At 66.9% G+C, this 12,433-nt stretch carries 15 protein-coding genes; 5 read left to right on the top strand and 10 right to left on the bottom strand.

Going from position 1 to position 12,433, the window contains the following annotated elements; all coding sequences use genetic code 11:
- Positions 1–7: 7 nt before the first annotated feature.
- Positions 8–994, top strand: a complete 987-nt coding sequence (locus tag ACM0M4_RS23960) for a LysR family transcriptional regulator (protein ID WP_221345440.1) — start codon at positions 8–10, stop codon at positions 992–994.
- A 71-nt stretch (positions 995–1,065) separates the two neighbouring features.
- Complete coding sequence (locus ACM0M4_RS23955) at positions 1,066–1,731, top strand: helix-turn-helix transcriptional regulator (protein WP_003116524.1); 666 nt, start codon at positions 1,066–1,068, stop codon at positions 1,729–1,731.
- Here ACM0M4_RS23955 and ACM0M4_RS23950 read toward each other — a convergent pair.
- The 8 genes from ACM0M4_RS23950 to ACM0M4_RS23915 form a co-directional block, all read right to left on the bottom strand.
- Positions 1,714–2,619 (bottom strand): sterol desaturase family protein, encoded by a 906-nt coding sequence (locus ACM0M4_RS23950; RefSeq protein WP_003085391.1) that lies wholly within the window; start codon positions 2,617–2,619, stop codon positions 1,714–1,716. The two genes, ACM0M4_RS23955 and ACM0M4_RS23950, sit on opposite strands and share 18 nt — an antisense overlap.
- 78 nt (positions 2,620–2,697) lie before the next feature.
- Entirely contained in the window at positions 2,698–4,014 is a 1,317-nt protein-coding gene (locus ACM0M4_RS23945) for an MFS transporter (protein ID WP_054379892.1), read from the bottom strand.
- Positions 4,015–4,084: 70 nt separating this feature from the next.
- The gene (locus ACM0M4_RS23940; protein WP_003116523.1) at positions 4,085–5,479 is read right to left on the bottom strand and encodes an amidase; all 1,395 of its coding nucleotides are present in this window, start codon (positions 5,477–5,479) and stop codon (positions 4,085–4,087) included.
- Between the two features lie 126 nt (positions 5,480–5,605).
- Positions 5,606–6,226 (bottom strand): CatB-related O-acetyltransferase, encoded by a 621-nt coding sequence (locus tag ACM0M4_RS23935; protein ID WP_003116522.1) that lies wholly within the window; start codon positions 6,224–6,226, stop codon positions 5,606–5,608.
- A 33-nt stretch (positions 6,227–6,259) separates the two neighbouring features.
- Positions 6,260–7,162: an alpha-1,6-rhamnosyltransferase gene (gene migA / locus ACM0M4_RS23930; protein WP_023116090.1), complete on the bottom strand. Its 903-nt coding sequence runs from the start codon at positions 7,160–7,162 to the stop codon at positions 6,260–6,262.
- Positions 7,163–7,416: 254 nt separating this feature from the next.
- Entirely contained in the window at positions 7,417–8,055 is a 639-nt protein-coding gene (catB, locus tag ACM0M4_RS23925) for a type B chloramphenicol O-acetyltransferase (protein WP_054375971.1), read from the bottom strand.
- Between the two features lie 92 nt (positions 8,056–8,147).
- On the bottom strand, positions 8,148–8,927 hold the full coding sequence (gene toxR, locus ACM0M4_RS23920) for a toxA transcriptional regulator ToxR (RefSeq protein ID WP_054375972.1): 780 nt from the start codon (positions 8,925–8,927) through the stop codon (positions 8,148–8,150).
- A gap of 285 nt (positions 8,928–9,212) precedes the next feature.
- Positions 9,213–10,067: a LysR family transcriptional regulator gene (locus ACM0M4_RS23915; RefSeq protein ID WP_003455016.1), complete on the bottom strand. Its 855-nt coding sequence runs from the start codon at positions 10,065–10,067 to the stop codon at positions 9,213–9,215.
- Between the two features lie 115 nt (positions 10,068–10,182).
- Here ACM0M4_RS23915 and ACM0M4_RS23910 point away from each other — a divergent pair, with 115 nt between their 5' ends.
- Both ACM0M4_RS23910 and gloA read left to right on the top strand, forming a co-directional pair.
- The gene (locus ACM0M4_RS23910; RefSeq protein WP_003120798.1) at positions 10,183–10,479 is read left to right on the top strand and encodes a putative quinol monooxygenase; all 297 of its coding nucleotides are present in this window, start codon (positions 10,183–10,185) and stop codon (positions 10,477–10,479) included.
- Positions 10,480–10,523: 44 nt separating this feature from the next.
- A complete protein-coding gene (gene gloA, locus ACM0M4_RS23905) occupies positions 10,524–10,919 on the top strand; it encodes a lactoylglutathione lyase (protein ID WP_015648144.1) in 396 nt (131 codons plus the stop codon).
- A 43-nt stretch (positions 10,920–10,962) separates the two neighbouring features.
- Here the strand turns inward: gloA and ACM0M4_RS23900 are convergent, their stop codons facing one another.
- Together ACM0M4_RS23900 and ACM0M4_RS23895 are read right to left on the bottom strand one after the other, a co-directional pair.
- Entirely contained in the window at positions 10,963–11,469 is a 507-nt protein-coding gene (locus ACM0M4_RS23900) for a GNAT family N-acetyltransferase (protein ID WP_054375973.1), read from the bottom strand.
- Positions 11,470–11,527: 58 nt separating this feature from the next.
- Positions 11,528–11,785, bottom strand: coding sequence for a YjhX family toxin (locus ACM0M4_RS23895; RefSeq protein WP_009875959.1), 258 nt, complete (start codon positions 11,783–11,785; stop codon positions 11,528–11,530).
- A gap of 339 nt (positions 11,786–12,124) precedes the next feature.
- On the opposite strand from ACM0M4_RS23895, the gene ACM0M4_RS23890 reads away from it, so the two are divergent.
- The gene (locus ACM0M4_RS23890) at positions 12,125–12,418 is read left to right on the top strand and encodes a DUF2845 domain-containing protein (RefSeq protein WP_054375976.1); all 294 of its coding nucleotides are present in this window, start codon (positions 12,125–12,127) and stop codon (positions 12,416–12,418) included.
- Positions 12,419–12,433: the final 15 nt, after the last annotated feature.

The following is a 12,433-nucleotide window of genomic DNA, read 5'->3' as shown; positions in this document are numbered from 1 at the left end:
AGGAAGCATGGCCCTATCGGAGTCCGCCGGGCAGCGCCCGGCACTGCTCAGGCCCGCGCAGGGACGCGACGACCGTGCCTATTGGCACGAGCTGTTCGGTTCTCTGGAGGTGGTGCATTTCTTCCTGGTTACCGCCCGCTGCGGCTGTTTCATGCAGGCTGCGCGCAGCCTGGACGTCAAGCCGACGCTGCTGCGCAAGACCCTGGCCCGGCTCGAGGAGCGCCTCGGCCTGCATCTGTTCGTGCATGAGGGCAACGCCCTCTCGCTGACCCGCGAGGGCCGCATCGTCCAGGCCGCCGGGCAGCGCCTGGTCGAGGACAACCAGAGCCACGCCGATCTTCACCGGCAACAGCCGCTGGTGCGCCTGGCGGTGGCCGAAAGCGTCCTGCACGATGTGCTCAGTCGCGAGCTGTGGGGCTACCTGCGCAAGAACGCCAACCTGCGCGTAGCCCTCGCCGAGTTGCGCGAGGGTTGGCCGGAAAGCGCAGGGCCGGCGGAGATCGCCATCTGGATCGCCGATCCGGGGCAGCCGCATCCGCCGATGGAAGGCCACTTCGCCGCACCGGCGCGCATCGCCGAGCTGGAGTACCAGCCGCACATCGGCAAGCGCTATTCGCGCGAGCGCACGCGGCCGGCCAGCGAGGACGAGCTGGACGACTACCTGCTGGCGCAGCTCCACGGCCAGGCCACCAGCGCCGCCCTGGCGCCCTGGAACCGGCGGGTGGCGGCTCGCCAGTCGGGAGTGATCGAGGTACAGAGCCACGACCTGCTGCTACAGGCGATCCTCTGGGGCGCCTGCATCGGCCTGCTGCCGCATTACGCCGGACGCCTGGAGCGCAACCTGGCGGCGTTGCCGCAGGTCTTCGACGAGCCGATGCGGCGGGAAGTCTGGATGAGCGTGCAGCCGGAAGCGGAGAACCGCGTGGAGGTGCGTGCCTTGCTCGATCTGATCGAGCACGCCTTCGACGATCGGCGCGACTGGTTCGGACGCTGACCTTGCGGGCTTGACGGCGGCCGCCATAGCCGACACCGTTTCGCCACGGAACGGCTGACGGAAGGTACGCGATGACGGAGCGGCATTGGCAGGGCGAGGTCTGGCTGGCGCGGGACCACGCGCTGTTCGCCGGGGTCAACGGCGATACTCGCGAGCACGCGCACTATGCCCACCAGTTGCTGCTGGCGGAGACGCCGCTGCGGGTGCGCGTCGCTGGCCAGGTACTGGAGGCCCGGCGCTTGCTGGTGCCCTCGCTGCAAGCCCATTGCGTCGAAGCGTCGCAGCCGTTGCTGGCGCTGTACGCCGAGCCGCTGGCGTTCGACAGCGACGACCTGCGTCAGCTTCTCGAGGACGCTCCCGGCGAGCCCGAGGCGTTGCTGGGGCGGCTTGCGCGGCTGCCTCGTCGACGGCTCGACCGCCGCGTCGAAAAGGCCCTGGCGGCGCTCGACGAGCAACTCGCGGCGCGGGTCGAGGCGGAAAGACTGGCGCGCAGCGCCAGTCTTTCGCTGAGCCAACTGGAGCGGCTGTTCGCCGTCCAGGTCGGCCTGTCGGTGCGCCGCCTGGTGCTCTGGCGCCGCCTGTACCTGGCCTTCGCCCTGGCCTTGCAGGGGCGCAGCCTGACCGAGGCGGCCCATCACGCCGGCTTCGCCGACGCCGCGCACCTGTCGCGCAGCGTACGCAGCCTGCTCGGTATCCGCGCCGGCCTGTCGCTGCCGCACCTACGCCTGGCCGGCTGAACGCCCCAATCCTTCCGGCGGCTGTGGGACGTGCCTGCTGCGTGGCAGGTCGCGGAATGGCGCGAGCAACTGGCCGGCATAGTCGCGGGGATAGTCAGGCTGGTCGCCGATGCCCATGTCGGTGCTGTCCAGGCGGTAGTCGGGACGATGGAGGGCGGTGCCGAGCAGGCGGTCCCAGACGCTGAAGAACAGCGCGAAGTTGACGTCGCCGGCGCGCCCGTAGCGGATGTGGTGCAGGCGATGCAGCGGTGCCCAGGCGAACACATGGCGTAACCCGCCGATGCGCATGTCGACGTTGCTGTGTTGCAGCAGCAACTGGATGCCGATGGCGAAGGCGAGCAGCGCGGCGACCGTCTGCGGCACGCCGAGCAGCAACAGCGGCAGGGTGCCGCCGAGCGCTTCCAGGCCCAGGTGCAGGGGATGCTTCATCAGCCCGTTGAAACCGTACAGGCGCTGCACGCTATGGTGCACCGCGTGCAGCCGCCAAAGCAGCGCCGAACGGTGGCTGGCGTAGTGCACCAGGGTGATGCCGAGATCGGCCAGGACGATCGCCAGCAGCAGTTGCAGCCACAGCGGCCAGGCCTGCGGCCATACCGGCCAGAAGCCCAGGACTCCGGCCAGCAGTGGCAGGGCGAGGATGCCAAGTGCGTTCAGGCTTTCGTTGACCGACGCGTGCAGGACATCGCGCAGGCGGTCGGCGTGCGGCCGGTTCCAGCGTGGCTGGTAGGGCAGTCGTCGTTCGGCGAGAAAGGACAGGCCGAGCGCCCCGAGGAACAGGGCGACCAGCCAGGCGTGGGAAGCCTGGCGATAGCCGACCTGCCAGGTCGCCAGGCCGATGAAGCCGGACCAGAAGAGGGGCGCGTAGGCGTAGCGCAGGAAGAACTGCATGGTGGGACCTCCGGATGAATGAGGTCCCCAGCGTCGCCCGCGACAGGCCGGCGGCGCTTGAACGAACCGCGCAAGTTCTCAGTCGCGCAGCACCAGCGGCGCGCCTTCCATGTCCCCGCGACCCGGCCAGGTCTCGCGGGCCAGCCAGGCCCCACCCAGGCAGACCAGGTTGGCCAGCAGCAGGTAGCCCAGCGGCGACAGCGGATTGCCGGTGACGCCGATCAGCCAGGTCACCACGATCTGCGCGGTGCCGCCGAACGCGGCGACGCCGGTCGCATAGACCAGGGAAAAACCGGTGGAGCGCAGCGCCCGCGGGAAGCTTTCTACCAGCAGCACGATCAGCGCCGCGCCGCTCATGCCATGCAGGGCCGAGAGCAGGGCGAGGACGGCGAGGAAGACTGCCGGCTCGGGGTGACGGGTCATTGCCTGCAGTGCCGGGAACAGCACCGCGAGCAGCGCCAGGCGCGGCAGGATCAGCACGGCGCGGCGCCCGTAGCGGTCGCAGAGCACGCCGCCGAGCAACGCCGAGAGCGCCAGTGCGGCGCCGGCGACCAGCGTCGAGAGCATCGCGATGCCCGCCGGCAGGTGTAGCTCGGTAAGGGCGAAGGTGGTCATGTAGTTGAGGAAGTACTGGGTGATGGTGCTTCCGGAGAGGATCAGCAGGCCGAGCAGCAGGGCCCGCCGATGATTGCCGAACAACTCGCCGAGCAGGTTCCGGGTGCTGGCCTGGCGGCCGCGTCCGGAAAAGGTCTCGGCCAGGTTGAGGCGGATGTACAGGCCGATCGGCAGGACCAGCAGGCCGGCCACGAAGGGAATCCGCCAGCCCCATTCCTGCAGTTGGCGCTCGTCGAGCCAGAGGGTGAGCAGGTAGCCCATCAGCCCGGCGGCGACCGCCGCGATGCCTTGCGCCACGACCTGCCAGCAGGCGTAGGTGCCGCGCTTGTGCGGCGGTGCCGCCTCGAGGATGTAGGTGGTCGCCGGTCCGGCCTCGCCGCCCCAGGCCAGGCCTTGCAGCAGGCGGGTCAGCACCAGCAGCAGCGGCGCGGCCGGGCCGATGCTGTCGTAGCCGGGGAGCACCGCGATGCCGCCGGTGCCCAGCGCCATCAGGAACAGGGTAAGGAGCATCGCCGGCTTGCGCCCGGCGCGGTCGGCGTAGGCGCCGATAAGGATCGCGCCGAGGGGGCGGATGACGAAGCCGACGCCGAACGCGGTGACCGACAGGAGCAGGCTGACGAAGGCGCTGTCGGAGGGGAAGAAAGTCCGTCCGATCATCACCGCGAAGGTGGCATAGACCCCGAAGTCGAAGAATTCCACGGCGTTGCCGAGGACCACGGCAAAGACGCTGCGGCGGCTGGCCGGATCGGCGGCCGCCGGGGGACGGGTGGGGGAGCGCATGGCGAAGGCCCTCTCGGAGTGACGACTGAAACACTCAGGCCTGGAGCCGAGCGACGAGCGGCCGCCGGCTTCAGTCAGCCGGCGGCCGGGGCCAGCCGTGGATCGGACCGCGCCAGCCTTCGTAGGTCTTGCCGATGCGCAACAGCCAGGTATCGGCGAAGCGCGGCGCGACCAGTTGCAGGCCGATCGGCATGCCGGCGGCCGTGAAGCCGCAGTTTATCGAGAGCGCGGGCTGTTCGCCCATATTCCACGGCACGGTGAAGACGATGTGCTCGAACGGCCGCTGCGGATCGTTCAGCGGCGAGGCCCAGTCGGCGGGGAAGGCCTCGACCTGGTTGGTCGGCGTCAGCAGCAGGTCGATCTCGCCGAACAGCCGGGCGGCGCGCCGGCGCATCTCGAAGGTCTGGTTGAAACCGCGCACCGCATCGACCCCGCTGACCCGTGCGCCGCCCTCGGCCCAGGCGTGGACATAGGGCAGCACCCTGGCCCGCCGCGTCTCGTCGAGGAGCAGCAGTTCGCTCCACAGGCGGGCGCGCCAGAAGTCGTTCAGGCCGTCGAGCAGGCTCCGGTCCATCAGCGGTTCGACGATCCTGAGCTGGGCGCCGTGCTCCTCGAACAGCCGCGCCGCGGCCTCGATCGCGGCGCGGATTTCCGCGTCGGGCTGCAGGCCGCAGCCGGGGTCGAGTTGCAGGCCGACCCTCAGGCCGCGCACCGACAGCGGCTCGGCGCTCCAGTCCAGCACTTCCGGCGGCAGGCTGGTGGCGTCGCGGGCGTCGGGCTGCGCGAGGTAGCGCATCAGCAGCAGGCAGTCGTCCATGCAGCGGGTCATCGGACCGGCGCAGCGACCGGTGTAGTAAGGGTCGATGGGGATCCGCCCGAGGCTTGGCTTGAAGCCCACCAGGCCGCACCAGCCCGCCGGCAGTCGCACCGAGCCGCCGATGTCGGTGCCCAGGTGCAGCGGTCCGTAGCCGGCGGCGGCCGCCGCTGCCGCGCCCGAACTGGAGCCGCCGGTATTGTTGGCCAGGTTCCAGGGATTGCGGGTGACTCCGTGGAAGCTGGAGAGGCCGGATGAAAGCATGCCGAAGTCTGGAACCGTAGTCTTGGCCAGGACGATCGCGCCGGCTTCGCGCAGCCGAGCGGCCGGCGGCGCGTCGCAGGGCGCGGGTTGCAGGGCGGTGGCGGCGCTGCCCAATGGGATAGGTTCGCCAGCGGTGGCGATCAGCTCCTTGATGGTTACCGGCAGCCCGTCCAGCGGGCCTTTGGGCTGTCCCTTGCGCCAGCGCTCGGTGGCCGCCGCGGCCTGTTCGCGAACCCGTTGCGGGTCGAAGCGATACAGCGCGTTGAGATGCGGTTCCCAGCGCTGGATGTGGGCCAGCAGATGCTCGTAGTACTCGCCAGGCGAGAGTTCCCGGCGGGCGAACAGTGCCAGCAGGCGGGTTCCCGGGAGGTCGTGCAGCGCGGTCATTCAAGCTCCCTCGAAGAACGGCCGCGGGCGTCAAGCGGCCGGCCTACCCGTTGTCGGGCGGCAATTCGAAACCAAGGTGTATCGGGGAGGTATAGCCCATGACCGGCGATCGTTCCCGCCGGGGAATCAGCCCTTGCGTTGCTCGATGTAGCGCAGGAAGGCTGTCATGTCGGTACTGCACAGGGTCCGGGCGACCTGCTTCACTTCGTCCACCGGCCAGTCCCACCAGGCCGAAGCCAGCAGGGCTTCGCGGATGTCTTCCTCGAAGCGCCAGCGGATCTGCCGGGCCGGGTTGCCGCCGACGATGGCGAATGGCGGCACGTCGCGGGTCACCACCGCGCCGGCGGCGACTACCGCACCATGCCCGATGGTGACCCCGGAGAGGATCAGCGCGTTCGTGCAGATCCAACAGTCGCTACCGATGACTACGTCGCCGCGGGTCGTGGTGCTGTCAGGGATGTCGGCGACCTCATCGATCATCTTCGGGAAGGGGTAGGTGGTGAGCCAGTCGGTATGGTGCTCGCCGCCCAGGAGGATCTTCACGCCGGCAGCGATCGAGGTGTAGGCGCCGATCCTTAGGGTGGCCTTGTCGCCGAACTCGGTGACCTCCGGGATCCCGTAGGTGCCCACGCCGACCTCGTAATGTGGGTAGGCAAGACGGATCTTCTCCGGGGCCTTGAAGATCTTTTCCCAGCCACGGAAGTACTTCCGCTCTTTGCGTTTTTTCAGTTTTTCCAGGAATTTCATCGAATTACCTTGCCACCTTGGAGTCCGCGGGGCTCAGGTGGTCTCGTGATGGAGAAGGAAGCGCTTCAACCGGCGGAAGGTGGTGCGGTTCCACTGCCGCAGCGGCAGCGAGCGGAGCAGTTGCCAGGCATGCCGCTTGTCCGCGACCACGGCGTATTTCAGGGCCTTGTTGACCAGCTCCGTGCGGCCGCGCTCGTAGGCGGGATGCGACTGGTAGGGGGCGATGGTGCGCAGGTCTGCATCGAGCAGCACCTTGTAGCGCCGCGACAGGTTGTCGGGGTGGCGCCGGTAGCGGGTGACCAGCACCGGCAGCTTGTGGATCTGGTAGCCCTGGCTGGCGATGCGCAGGGTCATCTGGAAGTCCTGCACCTTGATCTCGGGATCGTAGAAGCCGGCGGCGCGCAGGGCCTCCATGCGGTACAGGGACACCGGGGCGCCGCAGACGTAGGCGTTGCCGAGCAGGTAGTCGAAGTCCAGCTGGCGGATGCGATTGCCGTTCTGCCGCTTGGTTTCCTGGCCTTCGCTGTCGATGTAGATCACCAGGGCGCCGACGCAGCCGACTTCCGGGTGCTGGTCGAGGTACGCGGCGCGCACGCTCAACGAGTGCGGCAGCATGATGTCGTCCAGGTCCGGCGTGGCTACGTAGTCGCCGCGGGCGTGTCGCAGGCCGAAGTTCAGCGCTGCGCTGACGCCCTGGTTCTGCTGGCGGTAGAGCTGGAAACCGTGGACTTTCTGCAACTGCTCCAGCATGGCGTAGCTGTTGTCGGTGGAACCGTCGTCGACGATGATCACTTCGAAATTCGGGTAGTCCTGCTCGTAGATGCTGCGCAGGGCTTCTTCCAGGTACTTTTCCGCGTTGAAGCAGGGCGCTACGACGGATACCAGCGGGGCGTCCGTCGTGTCTGAGTGCTTGCTGGAAGTGGCTTCTTCAATCATGTGTCGTTCTTGTCACTCGTCTTGCCCGGTAGCCGTTCCAGGAGGCCGCCGGTCATGAAGTCCTGCGATCGTTCCGGCGATCGTTGCTCGGCACGGGCTGGCGGAAACACAGCGTTTCGTTCCGCCGGTACGGTCGCTGGAGTGGCTCTGGCACGCATGCCTGGATGGCCAGGCATCGCGACAGTACACCGTTGGAAGCATAGAGGGTAGGCCATCGGGCCCGAGAAAAATCCTCGACCTCCTTCGTCCAACCGTCAGGCCGAGGCCTGGCACTGTTTCCAGTGCCGGTACAAGGCGGGGATATCCCCAGTACACAGCAGTGGCATGGCTGCCTCGATATCGGCCAGTGGCCAGTCCCACCAGGCCATTTCCAGCAGGTTCTGGATATCGCCATCGGAAAAGCGCTTACGAATGGTCCGGGCCGGGTTACCGCCGACGATGGCATAGGGCTCGACATCGCCGGTCACCAGCGCGCGGCTGCCGATGATGGCTCCGTGGCCGACCCGTACGCCGGGCATGAACATCGCCTCGGTACCGATCCAGGCGTCATGGCCGATCAGCGTGTCGCCCGCTGGCTGATAGCCGTTCACGGCGCCGGCGAAGGCAGGCTCTTCGTGCATGAAGTGGAAGGGGAAGGTCGACGCCCATTCGGCGCGGTGTCCCTGGTTGCCGGCCATGATGAAGGCGGCGCCACTGCCGATCGAGCAGAAACTGCCGATGACCAGCTTGTCCACGTCGTCGCGGTCCGGCATCAGGTAGCGGGCGCAGTCGTCGAAGGAATGCCCGTGATAGTAGCCGGAGTAGTAGCTGTAGCGCCCCACCCGTATGTTCGGGTTGCTGACCTGTTCCGAGAGCAGCTTGCCCCTGAAGGGGCTCTCGAAATAGTTGCCCATGACCGTCGTCCCTGTCCGTCGAAACCGCCAAGGGTAGCGCCTGGTGGGATAGCGGGCCAGCCTGGCGTGACGGCTGGCAGCCGCGTCGGCGTTCAGCAGGCCGGACTGCTGAACGGCCAGGCCTGGAAAGGCTCCGAATAGTGCCTGCCGTGACGGAAGGCGAAGGGGAGTGCGTTGGCTTGTTGGTGCAGTTCCTCATTGTCGACGTTGAGGCAAAGCATCTGGATGTCCTGTGCCACCAACAGCCGGTTCAGGTACTCGATGCTCTTGCGCTGGCGCAGGTTACGCGTCAGCGGGCCGGGGGCAAGCAGGCGCGCGTCCAGGCCCAGGTAATCGCAGAGGCCGGCGTCGACCTCGGCGAAGCACTGGCGAGCGTCGGTATCGATGCGTTGCGGGTGCAGCGCGATGCGCACGCCGCTGTCGCGTAGCCGGGCGAGGGACGCCAGGTACTCCGCAGAGGCGGGTTCCTGCTCGTCGATGACCAGCAGCAGGCAGAGTTCGACCTGGTGCTGCTGCAATTGCCTGGCCGAGGCCAGGATCCGCTCGCAGACCCCGGCGTTGCCCAGGCTGCTGGCATGCAGGGGAATGAAGTTCTTGCCGAGCAGTTCGAGGTCGGTGTTGTGCCGGTGCACGCACAGGAGGCGTGCCAGCAGGTGCTTGACCGCCGCCTCGGCAAGCAGCGGCGGTGCGCCGGAAAGGAAGGCCGACAGGTCGACGCGCTGGCGCCGTTCGCGCAGGGAGAGCTTGCTGCCGACCAACGCGCCGTTCCTCGCATAGATGCCATGGGCGAAGAGCTCGAATCCGTCGTTCGCATCACGGTTGCCGAGGCAGAGCCATTTCAATGGCGGGGGCGTTCTGTCTGTCGCAGTCATAAGTGATGGCTCTATGGGCAAATCTCGCCAAGGCGCTCGGGCATGGAACCCGCACGCAGGGTTGAGGGGTATCTAGCGGAGACGACCCTACCTCCCACGAATCAAGGTCTTTCGTCGGAAAACCCAGGGGGCAGGTAGGGGATCGGCTCGGCAATCGGCCGCCGAGGGTACTTCCGGTGTCGCCGCCAGGCCTGGTTGGTGGCGGCTTTTTCTCTGGTCTGTGCAGTGGTTCCGCTGTTACCGATTTTTCCGAGTGCGTTTGTGTTGCGGCATCGATCATTGGCGTCAGTCGGCGCCGATGCTGTCGATGAAGCCCTGGATCAGCGGCGAGGCTTGCTGTTTGCGCCAGACGAAATGGATATCGCTGGAGTCCAGGCCGGCTACCGGTTCGGCATGGAAACCCCGTCGCGCGGAGGGCATGCGTGCAACGAAGCTCTCCGGCACGCAGGCGAAGCCGAGACCGGCCTCGATGCAGGCGAAGAGGCTCGGGTAGGACTCGATTTCCAGGGTTGCACGCGGCTGGATACCGCTTTCCGCCAGCCAGCGGTCGACCTGGCGGCGGTAGTGGCAAGTGTGGCCGAACACATAGAGTTCGAGGCTGGCGAGGTCCTCGGGAGTGGGTGCCGGCAGGTCGGCGGGAGTGACCCGCAACAGGCGCTCGCGGAAGGCCAGGCGGCTGGCCAGCAACGGGTGTTCGATGGGGCCGTCGGTGACGATCAGGTCCAGCTCTCCCTCCATCAGCAGGCGCTCGAGCAGCAGCGAATGCTCCGGGCGGATGTGCAGTTCAACGCCCGGCGACTCGCGGCGGTAGCGGGCCAGGCGCTGGGGCAGATGATTGGCCAGGGCCACGTCCAGTGCGCCGACCCGTAGCGCGCCGTGCGCCTGGTCGCCGGCGAACAGCGCGGCGGTCTCGTCGGCCAGCGCCAGCAGGCGCCGGGCATGGCGGTACAACAGGCGGCCCTCGGGGGTGACCAGCAGGCGATTCCTTTCGCGATTGAACAGGGCTACGCCGAGTTGTCCTTCGAGTTCGCGCAAGCGGGTAGTGATGTTCGACGGCACGCAATGCAACTGTTCGGCCGCGGCTGCGATGGTGCCGCGTTCGACCACCGCGCAGAAGAATCCGAGTTGAGAGAGTTTCACATCATTCTCTTTAAGTGAGCGATTTGCTGATTATTGATTACTTTTAATGAGTGAAAGGCCACCCTAGCATGGACCTCGCGATCGCTTCCAACCCCATTTCACGAGGAAAGATTCCATGACCTACCATGTACTGGTTCAGTTCGACGTTCCCTCCGACAAGCGCGAAGCGTTCGCCGCGGCAGGCCTGTTCGATGCCAATGGCTCGTTGCAGAACGAACCGGGCACCCTGCGCTTCGAGGTGATCCGCGACGAGAACAACCGCAACCGCTTCTACCTCGACGAGGTGTACGAAGACGAGGCGGCGTTCCTCCAGCATTGCCGCAACGAAACCATCGCGCGCTTCTACGAGCTGATCGACAGCTACGCCTTCGGTCCGCTTTTCCTGTTCAAGGGCTACCGCATCGAGGGTTGATCCCCGCTCCGGCGGCTCGCCGCCGGATTCCACGGAGAATTTCCATGCGAATCCTGCACAGCATGCTCCGCGTGGCCGATCTCGAGGCCGCGCTGGAGTTCTACACCCGCGCCCTGGGCATGCGCCTGCTGCGGCGCCGGGACTATCCCGAAGGCCGCTTCACCCTGGCCTTCGTCGGCTACCAGGACGAGCGCGCGGCCGCTGCCCTGGAGTTGACCCACAACTGGGACCGGGACGGCTACACCCAGGGCGACGGCTACGGCCACCTGGCCATCGAGGTCGAGGATGCCGCCGTCACCTGCGCCCGGGCCAGGGCGCTGGGCTATCGGGTCACCCGCGAGGCCGGGCCGATGCAGCACGGACGCAGCGTGATCGCCTTCCTCGAAGACCCGGACGGCTACAAGGTGGAACTTATCCAGAAGGGTACCCAGTTCGATTGAGCCCGCGACCAGGGGGCGACATAGCGGCTGCTGTCGTTCCGGCTCAGTCGCTGGCGTCGAATGCGGCGTGGAAGGCCACTATTCCTCGCGCCATGCGCCCGCTGAAGGACTGTGCCTGGAAGTATTCGGCGGGAACGCCGGGCAACGCCAGGCCGCTTTCCACCCGAAAGCCGAAGCGCGAGTAGTAGGTCGGTTCGCCCAGTACCACGCAGCCACCCGCGGGCAGCAGTCGCAGCTCGGTGAGCAGGCGCCGGACCAACTGCGAACCGAGACCCTGGCGCTGTCGCCCGGGCGCCACCGATAGCGGCGCGAGGCCGTACCAGTCGCCCGCCTCGCCATCGATGGTCACTGGCGAGGCTGCGATATGGCCGATCACCTGGCCATTCGCTTCGGCCACCAGCGAAAGCGTCAGCGCGCCAGCACGGCGCAGGGCATCGACGATGTACTGCTCGGTATGGCTGCTATGCGTTTCGTTGCGGAACGCGGCTTCGGTCAGGCGGGCGATGGCCTCGATGTCGCCGGGCGTTTCCGCACGGATGGAAATATTCATGCAAGCACTCCTCGGACCCCCGCCTTGTCCCGGCGGGGGCAATGGAAAAGGAAGGGGGTCAGCGATTGTCCGCCTGCGGGCGCACGGCTTTCAGCCCGGCCATGGATATCCGGTAGGGCCTGCCCTGGCGGGAGTGGATCAGGCCCTTGTTCTTCAGCCTGGAGAACACCGCCAGGGTGCAGTCGAGCAGCAGGTGGCCGTCGCGGTTGTAGCACTCGACGCGGGTGATCTTGCCCGAAGCGTCGCGAAGGAAGGCGATATGGCCGCCCTGGGCCAAGGCGTGAAGCGTCCGTTGTTCCGGCTTGGAAACGTTCATGTCGGTAGAACCTGTAATCATCGGTGTGACAACGCGGCCGCACTGCGCGAAAAGGCGTGTGCGAGCCATGGCGAAGGTAGATAACCGGCGACACCTCGTGCGGGATGACGAAGTGGCGGTTATCCGATGATTACTATCTCCAACATACAAGCCTCGGATCGGGGAGGGCGCAGCCACGAAAGCGTGCTGCGATGCGGCAGTCTAACGAAGCTGGCGAAGCGACGGCAAGGAACTGCCTGCGTCGCTATGCCGCCGTGCGACGCTTGCGCCTTTGTGAGGGAGTTCGCCTCGCCCCGCGGCGGTCCGCGCTTTCATTATCGGGGGAAGCGGGAGGTATCCATGTTTCGCACGGCGCTGACGCTGTTCATGTCTTCGTTGGCAATTCCTGCCGTCGCCTCGATGAGATGCGGCACGCATCTGATGGACGAGGGCGACAGCGTCGAGCAAGTCCTGGAAAGGTGCGGGCAACCGCTGAGCAGGATCGTCAACGAGCCTGCCCTGCGCAACAACGGCGTGCCCAAGTTGAATGCCGCACGCACCGAATTCTTGGTGTATGGCCCCAGTGGAGGCGTCTACCGACACTTGCGCTTCATCGATGGCAAGCTGGTCGAGATTCGGCTCGAGCGGAAGTGATACGAGGCTGTTGAG

Source organism: Pseudomonas sp. 18-147, from assembly GCF_051048045.1.
Taxonomy (GTDB): Bacteria; Pseudomonadota; Gammaproteobacteria; order Pseudomonadales; family Pseudomonadaceae; genus Pseudomonas; species Pseudomonas aeruginosa.
Note: the sequence above shows the minus strand (reverse complement) of the source record. Positions and strands in the feature narration are given on the sequence as shown.

Coding starts and splice junctions, on each gene's coding strand:
- ACM0M4_RS23960 (WP_221345440.1), top strand. CDS start 8: ATGGCCCTATCGGAGTCCGCCGGGCAGCGCCCGGCACTGCTCAGGCCC.
- ACM0M4_RS23955 (WP_003116524.1), top strand. CDS start 1,066: ATGACGGAGCGGCATTGGCAGGGCGAGGTCTGGCTGGCGCGGGACCAC.
- ACM0M4_RS23950 (WP_003085391.1), bottom strand. CDS start 2,619: ATGCAGTTCTTCCTGCGCTACGCCTACGCGCCCCTCTTCTGGTCCGGC.
- ACM0M4_RS23945 (WP_054379892.1), bottom strand. CDS start 4,014: ATGCGCTCCCCCACCCGTCCCCCGGCGGCCGCCGATCCGGCCAGCCGC.
- ACM0M4_RS23940 (WP_003116523.1), bottom strand. CDS start 5,479: ATGACCGCGCTGCACGACCTCCCGGGAACCCGCCTGCTGGCACTGTTC.
- ACM0M4_RS23935 (WP_003116522.1), bottom strand. CDS start 6,226: ATGAAATTCCTGGAAAAACTGAAAAAACGCAAAGAGCGGAAGTACTTC.
- migA (WP_023116090.1), bottom strand. CDS start 7,162: ATGATTGAAGAAGCCACTTCCAGCAAGCACTCAGACACGACGGACGCC.
- catB (WP_054375971.1), bottom strand. CDS start 8,055: ATGGGCAACTATTTCGAGAGCCCCTTCAGGGGCAAGCTGCTCTCGGAA.
- toxR (WP_054375972.1), bottom strand. CDS start 8,927: ATGACTGCGACAGACAGAACGCCCCCGCCATTGAAATGGCTCTGCCTC.
- ACM0M4_RS23910 (WP_003120798.1), top strand. CDS start 10,183: ATGACCTACCATGTACTGGTTCAGTTCGACGTTCCCTCCGACAAGCGC.
- gloA (WP_015648144.1), top strand. CDS start 10,524: ATGCGAATCCTGCACAGCATGCTCCGCGTGGCCGATCTCGAGGCCGCG.
- ACM0M4_RS23900 (WP_054375973.1), bottom strand. CDS start 11,469: ATGAATATTTCCATCCGTGCGGAAACGCCCGGCGACATCGAGGCCATC.
- ACM0M4_RS23895 (WP_009875959.1), bottom strand. CDS start 11,785: ATGAACGTTTCCAAGCCGGAACAACGGACGCTTCACGCCTTGGCCCAG.
- ACM0M4_RS23890 (WP_054375976.1), top strand. CDS start 12,125: ATGTTTCGCACGGCGCTGACGCTGTTCATGTCTTCGTTGGCAATTCCT.